This is a genomic window from Sulfitobacter albidus (assembly GCF_018200035.1).
Taxonomy (GTDB): domain Bacteria; phylum Pseudomonadota; class Alphaproteobacteria; order Rhodobacterales; family Rhodobacteraceae; genus Sulfitobacter; species Sulfitobacter albidus.
The window spans coordinates 897,454-917,852 of the sequence record NZ_CP073581.1; the positions used below are offsets into that span (position 1 = coordinate 897,454).

The following is a 20,399-nucleotide window of genomic DNA, read 5'->3' on the forward strand; positions in this document are numbered from 1 at the left end:
CGGGCCGCTGAAGGGCGGGGTGGACTACCTGTATTTTGCCGAAGGTCTGCGCCTGTCGAACATGAAGTTCGTGCGCGAAGCCGACGGAGACGATCTGACGATCCTGATGCTCGATAACGACGGGGTCGAGACCGGCGACAGCCTGACCATCGAGAAACAGTTCTGGGGAATGCGCAATCCGATCCCGGGCGCGCTGGGCGAATTCGACCCGTCGCTTGAATTCGACTATGTCTCGCCCTTCATGATCGAACGCTTCGTCTTTGACGGGGGTGCCTCGATCAACGTGGAGCGGATGATGCAGCTGGTGCTGCAACAGGCCGCGACCGCGGGCGACGATGCGATCTACGGCTTTATCGGCGACGATGAGCTGTCGGGCGGGGCGGGCGACGATTTCCTGACCGGTCTGGCGGGCGGCGACACCTATTACTTTGGCCGGGGCGACGGCGAGGATGTGATCCTCGACAATGATCTGAGCGTCGTGATCCTGGGCGAAAAACCCAAGGACCGCCTGATCTTTGGCGATGATCTGCGCTGGACCGACTTTGATTTCCTGCGCGATGGGGCGAGCGACACGTTGCGCCTGATGGTGCGCGGCACCGACGACGGCGTGGTGCTGACCGACTACCTCGAAACATTTCCTTTCATCGGCTACATCAACCGGATCGAGGACATTACCTTTGGTGACGGGACCAATTGGGAATGGACCAAGCTGCTGCAGCACTACGTCGACATCGCGCGCACCGATGGCGACGACACGATCTATGGCTTCAACGTCGCTGACAGCATTGATGGAGGCCTGGGCGATGACCGGCTGGTCGGCATGGGCGGTGGCGATATCTACGTGTTCCAGCCGCTGCACGGCACGGACGTCATTCTGGACGCGGGCGGGGCCGACCGGGTCGAGATGCGCAATATCGCCTTTGCGGACATCGAATTCGACCGGACCGCGCTTGATCTCATCATCCGCCTGCGCTCCACCGGTGAGACGCTGACGCTCGAAAACCAATACGTGCGCGCGCAAAAACAGGCATTCGCCGTCGAGGAGTTCATCTTTGCCGATGGTACGCTGGTGCACACGGATGTGAACCCCGAGGATATCGACCTCATCGGCACCGCCGCCGATGAGATCATCGAAGGTTCAAACTTTGCCGAGCGGATCGACAGCCGAGGCGGGAATGACACGATCATCGGGCGTGACGGCGGGGATACCTACGTCTTTGATGCAGGCTACGGCAACGATGTGATCATCGACGTGCGCGAGCGCGCCAGCTGGGACGATCGCCGCCACGTGCCCGATCCGGTCTATGACACCGTGGATCTGGGCGGGGACATCACCCGCGACAACATCCTGTTCACCCGTGACGGCGACGATCTGGTGATCGAGATCGACCAGCGCCCCGATACGCTGCGCATCCGCGACCAGTTCAAAAGCACCGCGCACGGGGTCGAGCGGTTCAAGTTCTTTGATGGTTCGATCATGACGATCCGCGAGGTTGAACAGGATCTCAACATCGAGGGCGGCAACCGCGGCGACAACGTGCTGACCGGGGTTATGGATCAGGAAAACGTGCTGGACGGGCGGCAGGGCGACGATCTGCTGATCGGCGGCAACCGCGCCGACAGCTACGCCTTTGGCGTGGAATACAACCTCGACCGGATCGAGGAGCAGGTGGACAACGGCACCGTCGACCGTGTTGTTTTTGGCGCAACGGTCGATCCCGAAGCGCTAATCCTGCGGCGCGACGGCGACACGCTGATCATCGATCTGGGCAACGGCACCGACGTGCTGACCATCGTGGACGGGCTCGGCGCGCGCACCATCGAAGTCTTTGAATTCGCGGGCAACGTCACATGGACGCTCGATGAGGTCCGCGCGCGGATGCTGCTGGGCAGCGACGGCGACGACCGCTTGATCGGTTTCGAGACGCGTGATGACACGCTGGACGGTGGGGCCGGATCGGACGCGATGGAGGGGCGCGGCGGCGATGACACCTACCGCTATGGCTACGGGCATGGCGACGACAGCGCCTTTGACAGCGGTGGCGTGGACAGCGTCGTCTTTGGTGTGGGGATCACCCAGGCGGATGTTGTTTTTGACGAGGTCGGCAACGATCTGGTCGCCACCCTTGCGGGAACGGGCGAGACGCTGGTGATCCTGGGCGGTGCGGGCACCGGTAGCACGAATTGGGTTGAGACCTTCGCCTTTGAAAACGGCACCGTGCTGAGCGTCGAAGAGATCCGCGCAGGCATCACGGCAAGCCAGACCAACGCGGGCATGGACCGTTTCGACGCGCGCGCGCTTGGCGCCGATTTCCCGTTGCAGCCGGGACGCGGGTTCGACTCCGTGCAACTCGACAATGACGCCACGATGTATTTCAGTCGCGGCGACGGGATCGACACCGTCTGGACGGGATACCGCACCACCGGCACCAAGATCGTGTTCAACGATCACGCCTCCACCGAGGTCACGGTGCGGATCACGGCCGTTGACGGCCCTGATCTGATGCTTGATTTCCCCGACAGCGGCGATCAGGTGATCCTGGTGCGCGCGCGCACCGACACCGTGCCGCCGCTTTTGGTATTCGCCGATGGCGTGGTCTGGGACCGCACGGCGCTGATGCGCGCGCTCACCGCGGCGCAGGCCACCGACGGGGACGACCTGCTGGTCGGCTCCTCGCTCGAGGACGTATTCGAGGGCGGGCGCGGTGACGACGATCTGCGCGGCGGCACCGGCGACGATACCTATCTTTTCAGCCGGGGCGATGGGCGTGACGTGATCACTGACACCGCGGGGACGGATGTTTTGCTGATCGAGGGTTACCTCTATAGCGAAATGACCGTTCGCCGTCCTATCGGCGCCAGCGAAAGCGGGTCGGTGACCACGAATGACATGGTGCTGACCTTTGACGGCACCGACGACGAAATCGTGCTGCGCTATTCCACCAGCTTTGCGGGCATCGACCGCGTCACCTTTGGCGATGGTACCGAAATCACGCTGGAACAACTGCTCAACCTCACATCGGGGGCGGGAACCGAATTTGACGATCTGCTGATCGGCACTACGCTGAGCGAGACGCTCGAAGGCGGGCGCGGCGACGACACCCTCGACGGCGGGGCGGGCGACGACCGGTTTATCATCCGGCGTGGCGATGGGCGCGATGTGATCGACGAAAGCGGATCGAGCGGCGACGCCAACGTGCTCGAGCTGCCCGATCACCTGGAAGGTGAGGTGCGTGTCATCGCCTCACCCGGCGACAGCAGCAACGACATCATCCTCGATCTGGGCGGCAGCCAGCGTGTCACCCTCGAAAACGGGTCCAGCAACTTTGCGCGCGTCACGCAGGTCGTCTTTGCCGACGGAACGACCTGGGACCGCACCGAGATCAACGCACGCGCCAACGCGCACTACAACACGTTGCAATTCGAGGCGCAGATCCGCCCGGTCGGCAGCGCGCCAGTCGTCTCGACGCCCGCCTCCGAAATGCTGGTCGGCTTCTCGCCCAGCACCGATTTCATCTTCCAGCGCGGCGGCGGGCAGGACCGGATCGAGGATTCGGGCGTCAACAACACGCTCCGGCTGACCGGCTATACCCTGGCGGAGGCGGAGTTCGCCTATGCCGCGACCGGGCCGAACGAGCTGGTCATTACATTTGCGGACACTGACGACCGCGTCGTGATCGAGGATGGATTCGATTACAGCAGCTACAACGGTCAGAACCGTCAGACCATCGGCAGTTTTATCTTTGACGATGGCGTGTTGACGCCGCAGCAGATCACCCAGCGGATCATCGACGGGCAAAGCACCGCGGGTGACGACGAGATCCACTCCCTCAGGACGCCGACGACCATCGAGGCGGGCACCGGCAACGATACCCTGCGCGGCGATCTGGACGACAGCACAATCGTCTTCCGCGCGGGCGACGGGCAGGATGTGGTCGCGGCCCGTTCTGGCAACGGCAATGCGACAATCGACATTCGTGGCCACGCGCCCACGGATGTGACCGTCACGCGCGATGTCTACCAGCAGCAGGGATTTATCCTTACTTTTTCGGGCAGCGATGACAGCCTCACGCTGCGCGGGCAGGGCCGCGACGGGGCGAACCAGATCGAACAGATCCTGTTTGAGGACGGCACGATCTGGGATGTGGCGACACTCGATGCGATGGCGATCACAACAACGGTGCCGCTTCTGGGCGGCGCGGACGGGCCGACCGACGGCAACGACACGCTGACCGGCACCGGCTTTATCGAGATCTTCGAGGGCGGGCGCGGCGATGATGTGATCGACACCGGAGAATTCTTTGGCGATGGCGATTTCGATACGGTCGTCTTCCGGCGCGGTGATGGTCAGGATTTTGTCTACTCCAGCCGCTACATCGGTGATCTGACGATCAGCCTGCCGGATCTCAATCAGGCGCAGATCCGTCTGTTGCCATCGGTATTCGCCGGGGTTGAGGCGCCGGTTATCGACGGGGCGGGTCCGACGGATGATCTGATCATCGAGGTGATCGGCACGTCGGACCGGATCTGGATCGAGGACGGCTTGTATGCGGTCACGGATATTCAGTTTGCGGACGGCTCCGCCCTGTCCGGCAATGAGATCGCGAACGCGCTCGACGACTGGCCAGAAGCGCCGACGGAGGAGTTTACCCCCCCGATCGAGATCCCGCCGTTTGTCACGAGCTTTGACCTCGATCCGGGCGATCAGACCTATTTCATGGGCTACGCCGAAGTCTGGGGCACGCAGACCATCGTGCTTAACCATACCGGCGGCGTGGATACGTTGCGGATCTTTGATGATCCCGGGTTCAGCCACGAAGGTGAAATTCACGTCAATCTCGGCGCCGCCGCCACGGCGGATGTCGAGGCGTTCCTGATCGGCGATCCCAACAGCTTTGGCGATGTGGATACGCTGGTCATCGACTGGGGTGTTCCGGGCGATCTGGTGATGATCGGCAGTGCGACGGGGGGCTTTGCGGGCACCGATGTGTCCCACGTGCAGACCGCCGATGGCCTGATCCCGGTTGCTCAGCTGATCGCGGATGCACAGGCCGCAGAGCTTGCCGATCCGCGCCGTTTCGAGGGCGCGTTCGATTTCATCCGGGGCACGGATACCGGACGCTTCATCGTTGAGATGCCGGCGGATGAAGGGGGGCCCGGCGGCCCGGATGGCCCCGGAGGCCCGGATCGCCCGGTCACAGTCGACAACCCCGACCTTGAGGGTGGCGGGGATTTCCCCGATTTCCCTGGTGATGATTTCCCAGCCGGGCCGGGCACGATGGTGTCGCTCACTGGCGTGAGCGTGGACGAGCTGTCGATGGCGCTGCGCGGCGACCGCTACGTGCTTGAGATTGCGCCCCGGGCGGGCGATGGCAGCGATGCCGCGCAGATCTGGCTCACGACCCCGTTCGAGATGGAGAACCTGACGCTCACGCTCGTGGACGCGCAGACCGACCTGAGCGGCACCGAGTTGATCGCGATGCTGACCGAGGATGGCAGCGGCGCGACGGCGGGCGATGATTATCTGATTGTCGAACCCTTTGACCTCGGCACAACAAGTGGGCTTGAGGGGGATGATCTGGTCCTGTCCCGTGCCTCCGATCTCGCGCTTGTCTACCGGCGCGGAGACGGGGACGATATCGTCAGGGTGCAATCCTTTGACACACCGCAGGTCGATCTGACGCTTGAGGGTATTGCGCCCGAGGCCGTCACGCTGGTGTTGCAGAACGCGCATCTGCTGGTGCGCATCGCGGAAAGCGCACCGGGTGCGGGCGACGGCGGCACGATCCGTCTGGTTGAGACGCTCAATGCCGCCTCCGCGACCGGGACCGCGCTGCAACAGATCAGATTTGCCACCGGCGGCACGGTCTGGACGGCGAGCGACATCGCGGCGCTGTTGATCCCGCCCGCGCCCGAAGCGACGGACGGCAATGATCTGGTCGACGGGCCGACACAGGACGCCACGTATGAGCTGGGATTGGGCGATGACGTGGTCATCAGCTCTGGCAACGATGAAGTCTACATCTACACCGCCGGGGACGGCCACGATGTCATCGACGACAGCGGGTACGACGGAACGGATGTGCTGCGCTTTGCCGATCTGGCAATCGGTGACGTGCGCTTTGAGCTTGACGGCGATGACGTGGTGCTGCGCATCGACGCCGATGCGGCTGCGGGGGTCGCCGAAGGGTCCGTGCGCCTGATCGACGCTTTTGACGATCCGCTGGCGACCAATTCCCGGATGCTGGACCGGTTCGAGTTCACCGATGGGACGCTAAGCGCGGGCGATGTGCTGGACGCGCTTGTCGCCGGGCAGGCAACCGACGGTGCCGACCGGATCGTAGCGACAGAGCGCGACGAGACCATCGCGGCGGGCACGGGCGACGATACCGTTGCCGGGGGCAGCGGCGCGGATGTCTACCAGTGGCGCCACGGGGACGGCGATGACACGATCCTCGACATCAGCGAACGCAATCGGGACGGGGCGCGGCTGGAGGTGTCGGAATACGGCGCGATCAACCGGCTCGAGCTGATCGGCGTCACGGAAAGCCAGCTGGATTTTGCGATCACGACCGAAGGGCTTGCCGTCCGCATCGCGGAAAGCGCGCCGGGGGCGGGCGACGGCGGGCGTCTGGTGATGGCGGGCACGGTAACGGGGCAGGATTCGCCCTATACCGCCTTCTCGAATCCCGGAGTGGATGCGGTGATTGTCGGGGGAGCAGTGCTCTCGACCGGCGACATCATCAGCCGGATTCTGTCCAACGCGGCAACCGACGGAGCGGATTACCTCACCGGGTCGGATCTGGCCGAAACGCTCGAGGGCGGGCCGGGCGATGATCTGCTCGAAGGGGAGGGCGGCGACGATACCTTCCTCTGGACCCGTGGTGACGGCAACGATCACATCTCGGATGACGTCTATAACTTCCGCGAAACGGACATTCTGCGGCTGGTGAACGTCGATCCTTCGGCAGTGACACTGAAATCCGGGTTCGAGAGTGACCTTGAATTGATCGTGGCACCCAGTGCTATCGGCGCCGGCGACGGCGCGCGCCTCACGCTCGACGGGTCGAACGATGGCGGCTACCGCGGCGTGGACGAGATCCATTTTGACGATGGCACCGTCTGGCGGCGGGGGGATTTTGCGGACATTATCGCGGCGGCACAGGTCGCGACCGACGGCGACGACCGCCTGCTGGGAACTTCGGGCGCCGATACGCTTGCCGGTCTGGGGGGGACGACCGTCTGCTGGGCGGCACGGGCGCGGACGTCTACCGCTACGCGCGGGGCGATGGATCGGATGTGATCGTCGATACCACAGGTGCGGCGGACACGCTGGAACTGTCGGGCTTTTCCGAGGATGAGGTCACATTCGACCGGCGCGGCATCGCGGGTGAGGATCTGATCGTGCGTCTGCCGGGTGGCGCGCAAGTCACGGTGATCGGCGCGCTGGCCGATGGGGTGAGCGCGCTGGCGCAGGTGGTGCTGACCGACGATGGCACAACCTGGCCAATGGCGCAGATCACCAGCAGGCTGATCGCCGCGCAGGCGACCGAGGCCGACAACATCGTTCTGGGCACCGACGGCGCGGATGATCTGACCGGCGGGGCCGGTGCCGATCTGGTCTCGGGCGGAGAGGGCAACGACACCTACCGCTTTGCCGCCGGTGACGGCGACGACCGTTTCATTGACGAAGGCCGCGACAGCGGTGACACGCTGGTACTCGACGGGCTGAATACGGGCGATCTGGCTTACGCGCTGCGCGCGGGGCCTCTGCGCGATGACCTGGTGCTGGTGTTCCAGGGCGGGCGCGACCGTATCGTGATCGAGAACGCGCTGGAGCCTGCGGTCAGCTGGAACGCGGGCACCGGGGTCGAGGGTGTGGACCGCATCGTCTTTGGCGATGGCACCGAATGGGACCGCGCCGAGATGCGCGTACAGGCGCTTGATTTTGCGCAAGGCGCGGGCAGTGAAATTGTTTGGGGTTTCTACGGCGACGATGTGTTCACCGGCAGTGCGGGCAACGACACGATCATCGGCAGCTCTGGCAACGATCTGTATGTCTTCCGCAAGGGGTTTGGCCACGACCGGATCGAGGATCTGGACACTTACCGCGCCTCTGAAGTCGATGTGCTGGATTTGCAGGATTTCGTCTCCAGCGAAGTGGCCGTCGCACGGCTGTTCAAGGGCAGCGACAGCGTCATCCTGACCTTTGCTTCCACCCCTGACGACAGTCTGACCATCGTGGACGCGCTGGCGCAGACGACCGCCGCGATCGAGGAATATCGCTTCTCTGACGGGCAAATCTGGGACCGTGCCACCCTGCTGACGCTGCTGGACAACAACGCGCCCGTGGCGGGCAACGATGGCTATTATTCGGTCACCGAAGGCGAGCAGATCGTACTGACGCCGGAGACGCTGCTGCGCAACGACTTCGACGCTGACAACGACACGGTGACCATCATCGCGGTCGACGGTGGCGCCGATGGTTTTGCCGAGCTCGACGCGCAGGGGCGGGTCGTGTTTACGCCCGTCGAAGGGTTCGCGGGTGCGACGCAGTTCAGTTACACGATCTCGGACGGGCGCAACGGCCAGGCGACGGCCAGCGTGGATCTGCGCGTGCGTCCCGTCGCCGAGGCGCGTGACGACAGCGGCTTTACCTTGGCCGAGGATGGCTGGATCAGCATTCCCGCCGCGCGTCTGTTGTCCAACGACATCGACGGCGACCGTTTGCAGATCGGTCAGGTCGGCAACGAGATCGGCGGCACCGCCAACCTCAACAGCGCGGGGGAGATCACCTTCACCCCCTTCGCCAACTACAACGGCGAGGCGTCGTTCACCTATACCGCGACCACACCCGAAAACGGTGTGGCCGAGGCACGGGTCAGCCTGACCGTGACGGCGGTGAACGACGCGCCCGTCGCGCGGGCCGATACCGGGTTCGAGACCTTCGAAGATCGCGATTTCCTGATCCCCACCTTCCGTCTTTTGCAAAACGATTTCGACGTGGACGGTGACGCGCTGACCCTGCAATCGGTGCAAAGCTCCGCCGATCTGGTGGTCGCGCTGACCGATGACGGCTATGTGCAGGTCACGCCGCGGCCCTATTTCTTTGGCAACGCCAGCTTCAGCTATACGGTCGTCGACGCTCAGGGGGCCGAGGCCAGCAATACCGTTTCGGTCTGGGTCGAGCCCGTGAACAACGCGCCGCAGCCGCAGACGGATGTCTATACCTCCGACGAAGATCAGCCGCTGATCATCAACTACGCCGATCTGATCGCCAACGACTTTGACCCCGACGGTGATCCGCTCACGGTGATCGACGTGCGGCGCAGCTTTGGCGGTCGGGTGACCGAGTTGGACAACGGCACCGCGCGGTTCGATCCCAGCGCCGATTTCTTTGGCGAGGCGCGCCTGATCTATACCGTCGGGGACGGGCAGGGCGGCCAAACGCAGGGGCAGATCACGATCAATGTGACCTCCGTCAACGACCGGCCAGAGGCGCGCAACGATCACTACTCCGATCTGCCCTATCTCAATGGCACCGAGGACGAACCGCTGATCATCTCGCTCATCAGCCTGATGCAGAACGACACCGATGTCGAAGGGCTGGGGCTGACGTTCCAGGCGCTGTCGGATCCTGCCGACGGCGTGATCGAACAGATCGACGAGACTACGCTGCGCTTTACCCCCGATGCGGATTTTTGGGGTGTGGCGTCGTTCAGCTATTCGGTCTCGGACCCCGACGGGGCGGTGGATGACGCGCGGGTGACGATGTTCTTTGAGAATGTCGATGATGCCCCGCCCGAAGCCTTTGACGATGTGATCATCCTTTATGAGGACACGCAGATCGTCATCCCGGCGGCGTTCCTGTTGTCCAACGACACCGACATCGACCGCGATCCGCTGACGCTGACCACCGCGCGCCTGCCCAATACCTTCGAAGAGATCTATCTGGGCGATTTCACCGGCGCGATCGAGCGTTTGGAGAACGGTGATTTCCTGTACACCGCCGGCCTGAACGAGACCGAGGAATCGGGCTTCTTCTACACCGTGACCGACGGCATCCTCGGCTCTGACGAGGGGTTTGTGGACATCCAGATCATCGCCGTAAACGACCAGCCCACGGCGGTTGATGACACGGCGGCGACTACCGGCCTGAATATACCGCTGGTGATCCGCATCAGCAGCATTCTGGCCAATGACTTTGATGTCGACGGAGAGGATGTGTTCTTTGTCGGGGTGGATGCCGTCTCGGTCGGTGTGGCCGAAGTGCGCGACGGCTTTGTCGTGGTGCGCGTGCCCGAAGGGTATACCGGCCCGATTTCAATGGATTACCGGATCCGCGATGCCGAAGGGCTTGAGGATGTGGCGCAGATCGAAGGCGTGGTTGGTGGCGGCTACAGCCTGATCCTGAACGGTACGGCGCAGCCCGATCTGATCCTCGGCTCGGACCGGGGGGAGACGGTTTTTGCCGGTGAGGGCAACGACAGCATCGAGACGGCGGGCGGTGACGACCTGATCGTGGGCGACGCAGGACAGGACCGGATCGACGGTGGTGCGGGCTTTGACACGGTCAGCTACGAGAACTCCAACGGCCGCGTGCGCGCCGATCTGGTGACGCGACTGGTGCAGGGTGGCGACGGCGAGGGCGACGTTCTCGACAATATCGAGGCGCTGACCGGCTCGATCCGCAATGATGAACTCTACGGCGATGCGCGCGCCAACCGTCTGGACGGCGGCGCGGGCGATGATGAGCTTTCGGGCCGTGAGGGCGTTGACACGCTGCTGGGCGGCGCGGGCGACGACGCGCTGGCAGGCGGTGCAGATGGCGATCTGATCGACGGGGGCGCCGGGCGCGACACCGCAGACTACGCCGCCTCGCAGGCGGCGGTCACGGTCTCGCTGGCCGATGGCACGGCGACAGGGGGCGACGCCACCGGCGATACGCTGACGGCGATCGAGGATCTGACGGGGTCGGAATTCGACGATGTGCTGACCGGCGACGCGGGCGACAACACCCTGATCGGTCGGCGCGGGGCGGATACGCTCGACGGCGGTGCCGGCGACGATGTGCTGATCGGCGGGCGCGGTGCGGATGTGATGCGCGGCGGCGCTGGTATCGATATCGCCTCCTATACGCTGTCAACCGAGGGCGTGCTGGTCGACATGGCCAGCGGAGAGAGCGGCGGCGGCGGTGCCACCGGCGACACCTTCGAGAGCATCGAGATCGTGCGCGGCTCGTTCCACGATGACACCATTCGCGGCAATGACGCCGACAACATCCTGCGCGGCAGCGGCGGGGCGGACCTGCTGGACGGACGTGCGGGCTATGACATCGCGGACTACAGCGACGCCGAAACGGCGATCTCGCTTGATCTGACCGCAGGCACCGGCGGGGCCGGGGATGCGGCGGGCGACACGTTGGTCGCGATCGAAGAAATCCGCGGCTCGGTCTACGACGATACCATCCTTGGCAGCGACGCGGGCGAGGTGATCGACGGCAACTGGGGCGACGATACGATCACCGGCGGCGGCGGCTCTGACGGCTACCGCTTTGGCTATGACAGCGGCCATGACGTGGTGATCGAATCCGGCACCGGCGGCGAGGTCGATCAGGTCTTGCTGGGGACGGGCATCGCGCCCAAGGATCTGTCGGTCGTGCGCGAAGGCGACGACATGCTGCTTGAGCTAGAGCGGGACGACGGCTTCCTCATCGATACGCTGCGGGTGGTGAACCACTTTGCCAGCGGGATCGAGGGTATCGAAGAGGTCGTGTTTGACGATGGGACCGTCTGGGACCGCGCGCAGCTGGACCTGTTGCAGCGTCTGGGCCGGTTCAACGCCGTTGACGACATCTACCGCTTTGGTGTCGAGGATGAGACGGCGCTGATCGATCCCGCAAGCCTGATTGCAAACGACAGCGACAGCAGCGACTACAACATTACGCTGATCGCCGTGGGCGAGGCCGTCAACGGCACCGTGCGCCTGACCGAAGAGGGTATGATCGCCTTTGACGGGGACGAGAATTTCAACGGGGATGCGTTCTTTACCTATACCGTGCGCGATGATTTTGGCCGCGAATCCTCGGCGCGGGTCGAGGTCAACCTGCGCCCGGTCAACGACGCGCCCGAGGGCACCGACGACGGGCCGTTCGACGCGATCGAGGATACTGTCTGGCGTATCAGCCTCGCGGATCTGTTGGCCAATGACACCGACATCGACGGCGATCCATTGACGATCGTGGATGTGTTCCCCCTGTTCGATCTTGAGGGCAACAAGATCGATCCGCTGCCCGGCGGGCTGGCCAATCTGCCCTATATCGCCGAGGCGAGCAACGCGCGCGCCTGGCTCAACAACGGGGAGGCGTTGCAGAACTTCGACCCCTACAGCCAGTTTATCGAGCTGGAATTCCGCGCCGATCACGTGGGGCCTGCGGGCTTTACCTATGTGCTGGCCGATCCCGATGGTTTGACCTCGGCGGCGCAGGTGCTGATCAACGTATCGCCCGTGAATGATGCGCCGCGCAGCGCGCGCGATGATCGCACCATACGCCTGGGTCTGGACGAGATCGTCACCGTCGCCGAGTTGATGGCGAATGACTATGACATCGAGGGCGACACGTTTGAATTTGTGGGCCTGGCAGGGGCGCGCAATGGTGCGGTGACACTGGATGCGGATACGGGCATCATAACCTTCACGCCCGACGCGCTGGGTGCTGCCAGTTTCGACTACGAACTGGTCGACGCGCGCGGGGCCGTGGGCGTTATCACCGTCGATCTGGACGTGATCCCGATCAATGACGCGCCAATCGCGCGTGACGACGGTGGCTTCGTCACGCTTGAGAACGCGCCGCTGCTGATTGATCCCGCGGATTTGCTGGCCAACGATACCGATGACACCGACCCGCTGGACGATGTGATCGTGCTCTCCGCGCTCGACCGCTTTGCCGAAAATGGTCGGGTGGAGCTGGACGGCGACGGGATGATCCTGTTCACCCCGCGCACCGATTACAACGGTGAGGCGACGTTCCTTTATGAGATCACCGACGGCAACGGCGGTTTCGATACCGCGACCGTCACCGTGCAGATCCTGCCCGCCAACCGCGCCCCCGAGGTGCGCGACGATCTGGGCTTTGGCCTTGAGGATGAGATCATCACGATCATTCCGGGCGAAATCTTTGGCAATGATCTGGATGCGGATGGCGACGTGCTGTTCCTGTCGGCGGTGGATGTGCTGGGCTATGTGACCAACGATCTGACCGACCGTGATCCGTTCGAGGCTGGTTTTGGCGTTGATACGGGTGCGTTCGCGCAAGCGAGCATCACGGCGACGCTGGACGACGGCGCACCGCTGCCCGAGGGTCTGGAATTCGATGCGCAGACGCTGACGCTGTCGGGCGCCCGCGCGGACGGGCAGAACGGGGCGCTGGACGTGATGCTCACCTTCGCCTCGGGCGAGACGCTTTATAGCCACACAACGACACTGCCCGCCGAGACGGACATCGCGAACGGCGTTAACCTTACCCCGCCCCTGATGGTGTTTGACGCCGAGGGCGGCGCGTTCAGCGTGGTGGCCGACAACGGCCGCCGCCTGCCGCTGTGGCTAGAATTCGACGCCGATACGCTGGCCCTGACGCAAACCGATGCGGCCCCGGTCGACGCAACCGACCCCATCCGGCTTGAGCTGCGTTATTCCCCGCAGGAGCTTGACCCCGGTGAGGATGCCCGCAATTTCGGGCGCGACGGTTTTGCCATCGAGGTCTGGATTGATCCGCAGGCGCCGGATCTGGCGGCGATCAACGCGCTCTTTGCCAATGATCCGTTCTTTGCCGCGCAGGGGCTCTACGCGCTGGAGCTGCCGCAGACACCGCTGAGCGCGACCCGTGAAAGCGGCGCGGACCTGCCCGAGTGGCTCAGCTTCCACGCCGAGAGCCTGACCTTCGCGGGCACGCCGCCCGAAACATTCGTGGGCACGCCCGCCGTCCGTCTTGCCGCAACCCCCGCCACCGGCCCGGCATTTGCCGTCCTGACAGAGCTGGCTGTGGACGATGTCGTGCGCTTTACGGATGAGGGCGCGCCGACAGAGCTGACGATTTCCGACGACCGGTTCAGCCTGATCACGCCCGACGATTTCTACGGTCATGTGGTCGTGCAATACAGCGCCGAGGACGACAAGGGCGCGGTTTCCGACGATGCGCTGATCGTGGTCGAGGTGCGCAACACGCCCGAGGCGCCCGAGGCCCAGAACGAGACATTCACAATGCTCGAGGACGGTCAGCTGACCGTCGCCATCGCCGATCTGCTGGCCAATGCGACCGATGCGGAGGGCGATCCGATCCGCCTTGTGTCGATCCGCCACGGTGGCCAGATCGAGATGACGCGCGGCACGCTGAGCCTGATCGACGCCGTCGATCCGGTGTCGGTGGACAGCGGCACCCCCGATCTGATCGCCGCGGGCTATACGCCCGATGCCCAAACCGCGGCCTCAGACTGGGCCTATAACGGCATCGACACGGGCGGTGAGATCAGCGTCGCGATGGTGCAGGATTTCCTGACCCACGACCGCAATGATTTCTGCGGATGCAGCACCTGTCAGGACCGCATCGAGGAGCTGCGCGGCGCGCTGGAGCTTGCCGATCTGCAGGGGCAGGGCAATTTCGCCGATCTCGCGGCCCTCGCCGAATTTGTCGAGGATACCTATTGGGGCGCCGACGACCGCTACTACAACGTCACCGATACCGGTGGAAACGCCAAGAGCGGGGTCATTACCTATACCCTGAACGGCACCGAGATTGACCCAGACGGGCTGACCGCCGATCGCGCCGAACTGGTGCGCGAGGTGTTCAAGCTTTACGAGGCGACGATGGGCCTCGAATTCCGCGAGACGCAGGATGCGCTGACGGCGGATATCACCTTTAGCGACAATGACCCGGGCCGGGCCTATGCCTCGTCGGTTGTGGGGGCGGGCGGGCGCATTGTGTCGTCGCATATCAACGTGGATGCCGATTGGAACGGCGGCGGGTCGGGCTATAACGACTACACCGTTCAGACCATGTTCCACGAGGTTGGCCATACGCTGGGTCTGGGGCATCAGGGCGCCTATAACGGCGCGGCCGTGTTTGGCATCGACCAGACGTTCCAGAACGACAGCTGGCAGGCGACGATGATGTCGTATTTCAGCCAGAGCTGGAATTTCAACGTGGCTGCCGATTTTGCGCTGCTGCAGACGCCGATGGTTGTGGACTGGCTGGCGCTGGATACGATCTATGGCGCACAAGGCTACGGCACCGCGAATGCCTTTACCGATGATACCGTCTGGGGCTTCAACACCACGATAACGTCCGACGTCAGCGATATCTGGGCGACGTGGTCCGACTGGGCCGATACGACCGCCTCGACACTCGTCGACGGCGCGGGGCACGACACGCTGGATCTGTCGGGTTTCGACAATAATTCCCGGATTGATCTGCGCGCGTCCGATCCGGCGGCGATTGCGCCGTCATTCTCCAACATCGGCGGGCTGTTCGGCAATCTCAGCATCGCGGCGGGCACCGTGATCGAGGATGCCGTGGGCGGCGCGGGGCACGAGGTGTTCTTTGGCAACGCTGCTGACAATACGCTGATCGGGGGCGCGGGTCAGGATACCTTCCACGACAGTACCGGCGCCGACAGCTATATCGGCGGGTTGGGCACCGACATGGTGATCTTTGCTGACAGCATTGCGGGCTATACGTTTGAGCTTTTCGAGGGCGGATTGCAGGTTATCGGTGAGGCGATCGACTGGGTGGCCGATACGGTTGATTTCCTGTCGTTCGCCGACAGGACACTGGGCTGGGGTGCGCTGGTGGCGGAATTCCTGCCCGATGCGACCGTTACGCCCACGCAAGAGGCCCGTTCGAGCGTGCCTGCCACAACCGGCGTCTTTGCCGATGCGCTGCCCGCGCTGGAGAACGCCGTCTATACCGCGCAGCTTGCCGATGGCAGCGCGCTGCCGTTCTGGATCCGCATCGACCGCGACACCGGGGAGCTGATCGGCGAGGTGCCCTTCAACGTGCACACCCAGCTTGAGATCGAGGTGACGCTGAGCGACGGCGTGCAAAGCCACACCCAGACCATCGCGGTCGAGGCCGATGGCAATGAGGGCGCGCAGATCATCTATACGCCGCGTCCCGGTGCCAATGGCACCTTCAGCTATGCCTATGCGGTCACCGACGACGCGCAGGGCTTTGATATGGCCGAGTTCATCGTCGAGGTTGCCGCGGTCAACGATCCGCCCGAACCGGGCGTCGACCGGTTCGACGTTCTCGAGGACAGCACCCTGATGCTCAGCCCCGAGGATCTGCTGGCCAATGATGCGGATGTGGATGGCGACACGCTGAGCGTGCTGTCGGTCGGCAATGCCGTCAACGGCACGGTCGAGATGCTCGCCGGTGTGATCCGCTTCACGCCGACACCGAATTACGACGGGCCTGCCTCGTTCACCTATGTCGTGACCGACGGCACCGATGGCGCGGCGATGGGGCAGGTGAACCTGCGCGTGATCTCGACCAATTCGGCGCCGGTGGCGGCCGAGGATCGCTTTACCGCGCCAGAGGATACGCCGATCACCTTTACCGTGGCCGATCTGCTGGCCAACGACGGCGATCCCGACGGCGATGCCTTCAGCTTTGACAGCTTCCTGCCGGGGGCCGAGAACGGCACGCTCTTTACCCTGCCGGACGGGCGCTATCAATTCGTGGCGGACCCGGATTTCAATGGCGAAGCCACGCTGCGCTACCGGGTGACGGACGGGCGCGACAGCGCGGTGGGCACGGTCGTGTTCGACATGACCCCGGTCAATGACGCGCCGATCCTGAACCCCGATCCGGTCATCAACAGCACCGAGGACGCGGTCATCACCGTCGATATGGCGACAATCATCGGCAACGATGTCGACGTCGAGGGCGACGCCTTTTCGGTCGTCTCCGTGACCGATCCCGAAAACGGCAGCGTCACGCTGGATGGCACCATCGCACGCTTTACCCCGCGCGCGGATTATTTCGGGAACGCGGGCTTCCACTACGTCGTCGAAGACGCCCGCGGCGCGTCGGTCGAGGGCTTCGTGTCGATCCGGCTCAACCCCGAAAACGACCGCCCGCTGGCGGTGTTCGATACCTTGCCCGCGATCCTTGAGGATACGGTGATCGTGATCGACCCGGCTGACCTTTTGGCCAATGACAGCGATCCCGACGGCCATCCGCTGACGCTCACCGGACTGTGGGAGACGCAGGTGATCGACGTCATCGGCGAGAACCTGTATTTCCGCGGTGACGAGATCACGCCAGAAGCCGATGGTACCTACCGTTTTGCCCCGCCCGCCGATGCGTTCGGCACGTTCCACTTCGAATATGAAGTTTCCGACGGGATCGGCCTGCCGGTCATGGCGCGCGCGACGCTGGAGGTGCTGCCGGTGGCGGATGATCCGCGTCCGGGCAACGACAACATCAACGGGGTCGAGGATACACCGATCACGTTGCTCATCCCGGATCTGCTCGCGAATGACAACGATCCCGACGGCAGCGGCCTGCTGTTCACGGGAATTTCTGCCGAGGACGGGCTGAGTGTGGTTGACGACGGCGAGGGCCGTCTGATCATCACACCCGATGCGGACCGCGATGGCGTGACCGGTTTCAACTATACCGTGCTCAACGGTCTGGGCGCGGAGGCCACGGCCCGTGTGACGATCTATCTGGTGCCCGTCAACGATGCGCCGATCGTGCCCGAACTGACCCTGACAGGGCAGGAAGACGCGGCCTTCTCCGCCGCACTGAACCCCGGTGATTTCAGCGATCCAGAGGGCGATACCGTGAGTGTCAGCCTACGCACGCAGAACGGCGGGGATCTGCCGGGATGGCTGAACTTTGATGCGGATACGCTGACCGTCTCGGGCCAGCCGCCGGCGGATTTCAGCGGTGACATCGTGCTTGAGCTTGTGGCCACAGATGGTGTCGCCGAAAACGTCAGCCCGCTGACGCTCACCTTTGCGGCGGTGAATGATGCCCCGGTGATTGCGCCCTTTAGCCTGCAAGGTGGTGTCGAGGATACGGCCTATGCCACGACCCTCGACGCGGCGCTCTTCACCGATGCCGATGGCGATACGCTTGTGGTCGATGTGCGCGGACCCAACGGTGCCGCGCTGCCCGCATGGCTTGCGTTCGACGCGCAGGCGCTGACGCTCACCGGGCAGCCCCCGACTGATTTCAACGGCGATGTGGCGCTTGAGATTGTGGCCTCGGACGGGGCGGTCCAGACGGTGCGACCGCTGGTGCTGAGCGTGGCCGCGGTCAACGACGCGCCGCGCGCGCAGGACGATACGGTAGATGCAGGCACGCAGACGGTCTTTACCATCGCCGCCGCTGACCTGTTGGCCAATGACAGCGATCCCGAGGGCGATCCGATGAGCATCGTTGGCGCCACCGGTGCCGCGGGTGTCGCGGTCGAGGTGACCGAAGACGGCGATATCGTCATCAGCCGCGACGCGCAGCTGGCGGGGCGCGTGACGCTGAGCTACACGGTCAGCGACGGCACGCTTCAGGACACTGCCGCGCTGCACCTCGATCTGACGCTGCCCAACCTTGCGCCCGAGATTGACGCGATTGGCCCGCTGACGGGGCGCGAGGACACGGCGATTGACCTGACCCTGCCCGCCGGGGCGATCCGCGATCCCAACGGGGATGCGCTGACGCTGACCGTGACACGCGCGGGCGGCATCGCCCTGCCGGACTGGCTGAGTTTCGACGCGGCCACCCGTGGGCTTTCGGGCCAGCCGCCCGCTGATTTCAACGGGCGCGTCGCGCTTGAGCTGACGGCAAGCGACGGGCAATTTCAGACAACGCGCGACTTTGATCTGGTCATTGACCCGGTCAACGACATTCCGGTGCTGCGCGCGCCGCTCTCGGACCGCTCGGCCACCGAAGACACGACATTCAGCATCATCCTGCAGCAGGGCATCTACGACGATGTCGACGGCGACACGCTGAGCTTTGCGCTGACGCGGGCGGACGGTTCGGCCCTGCCGGACTGGATCGCCTTTGACCCGCAGAGCCTGACGCTGAGCGGGACACCGCCGCAGGACTATTTTGGCGATATTGCGCTGCGGCTGGCAATCTCGGACGGGGTCGAAACGATTTCGGATGATTTCACCCTCACGGTTCTGGGGCGTCAGGATGCGCCGGTGGTGGCGAACCCGCTGGGCGATGTGACGCTCGATGATACGGGTGCCGCGCTGACGAGCGGGACCGGCTTCAGCGTCACCCTGCCTGCGGATGTCTTCACCGATGCGGACGGCGATACGCTGTCGCTGGCGGCGACGCTGGTGGATGGATCGCCGCTGCCCGCGTGGCTGTCGTTTGATGGTGTGTCCTTTACGGGCACAGCACCTGCGGCGGCGGTCGGTCGCGTTGATCTGCGTCTGACGGCAACCGACGGCACAGATTTTGCAACCGAGGATTTCAGCCTCGTCATCGAAGAGGGCGTGGCGCCGACTGTCCTGGCGGCGAACGACAGCTTTGCCACCGATGTGACCGAACCGCTGGAGCTGAGCCAGGCGGACCTGCTGGCCAACGACAGCGGACCGGACGGCACGGCGCTGGAAGTGATCGGCGTGACCGCGACGGGCACAGGTGCCGTGTCGCTCGATCAGGATGGCGCGATCCGCTATGTCGCGGCCTTTGATCAGCAGGGTCTGGATCAATTCACGTACACCGTGACCGATGGCACCGCGACAGCGCAGGCGACGGTATCGGTCGATGTGCGCAACACCTATGAGACTGTCTCTGAGGGCGATGACGGCTCCGACGCACTCTTTGGTGGCAGTGGTGATAATCTGCTCGCGGGCGGAGGGGGCAGCGACAACCTGTTTGCGGGGGGCGGCAACGACGCGCTCTTTGGCGGGGCCGGGCGCGACAATCTGTTTGGCGGGCGCGGCAACGATCTGCTCGATGGCGGCAGCGGCGCCGATCATCTTTTCGCCTCGGGCGGCAATGATACGCTGCGCGGCGGCGCGGGCAATGATCTGATCTTTGCGGGTGGTGGGGATGACGACATCACCGGCGGCACCGGCAATGATCTTCTGTTTGCGGGCAGCGGTGACGACACGTTCCGTTTTGGCACCGGCGACGGACAGGACGTCATCTATGGCTTCCAGCCCGCGCGCAGCCGCAGCGGCGCGCCGATTGCAGGCGATACGCTTGCAATCAGCGTTGATGGGATCGAGGATTTTGCGGCCCTCATGGCCCAGGCCCAGCAAACCTGGAGCGGCGTGCTGCTGGATCTGGGGGGCGGGGACGAGATCTTCCTTGCCGGTACGCGTCTGGCTGCGCTGGACCAGGATCAGTTTACCTTCTATTGACCGCTGCACCC

2 protein-coding genes are annotated in these 20,399 nt (G+C 64.1%); both read left to right on the forward strand.

Features of this window, described 5'->3' with window-relative positions; translation table 11 throughout:
- The first annotated feature begins 19 nt into the window (after nt 1-19).
- Nucleotides 20-7,303, forward strand: coding sequence for a calcium-binding protein (locus KDD17_RS04290; RefSeq protein ID WP_212705439.1), 7,284 nt, complete (start codon nt 20-22; stop codon nt 7,301-7,303).
- On the forward strand, nt 7,300-20,388 hold the full coding sequence (locus KDD17_RS04295) for a tandem-95 repeat protein (RefSeq protein ID WP_212705440.1): 13,089 nt from the start codon (nt 7,300-7,302) through the stop codon (nt 20,386-20,388). Before KDD17_RS04290 ends, KDD17_RS04295 begins: the two co-directional genes overlap by 4 nt.
- Nucleotides 20,389-20,399: the final 11 nt, after the last annotated feature.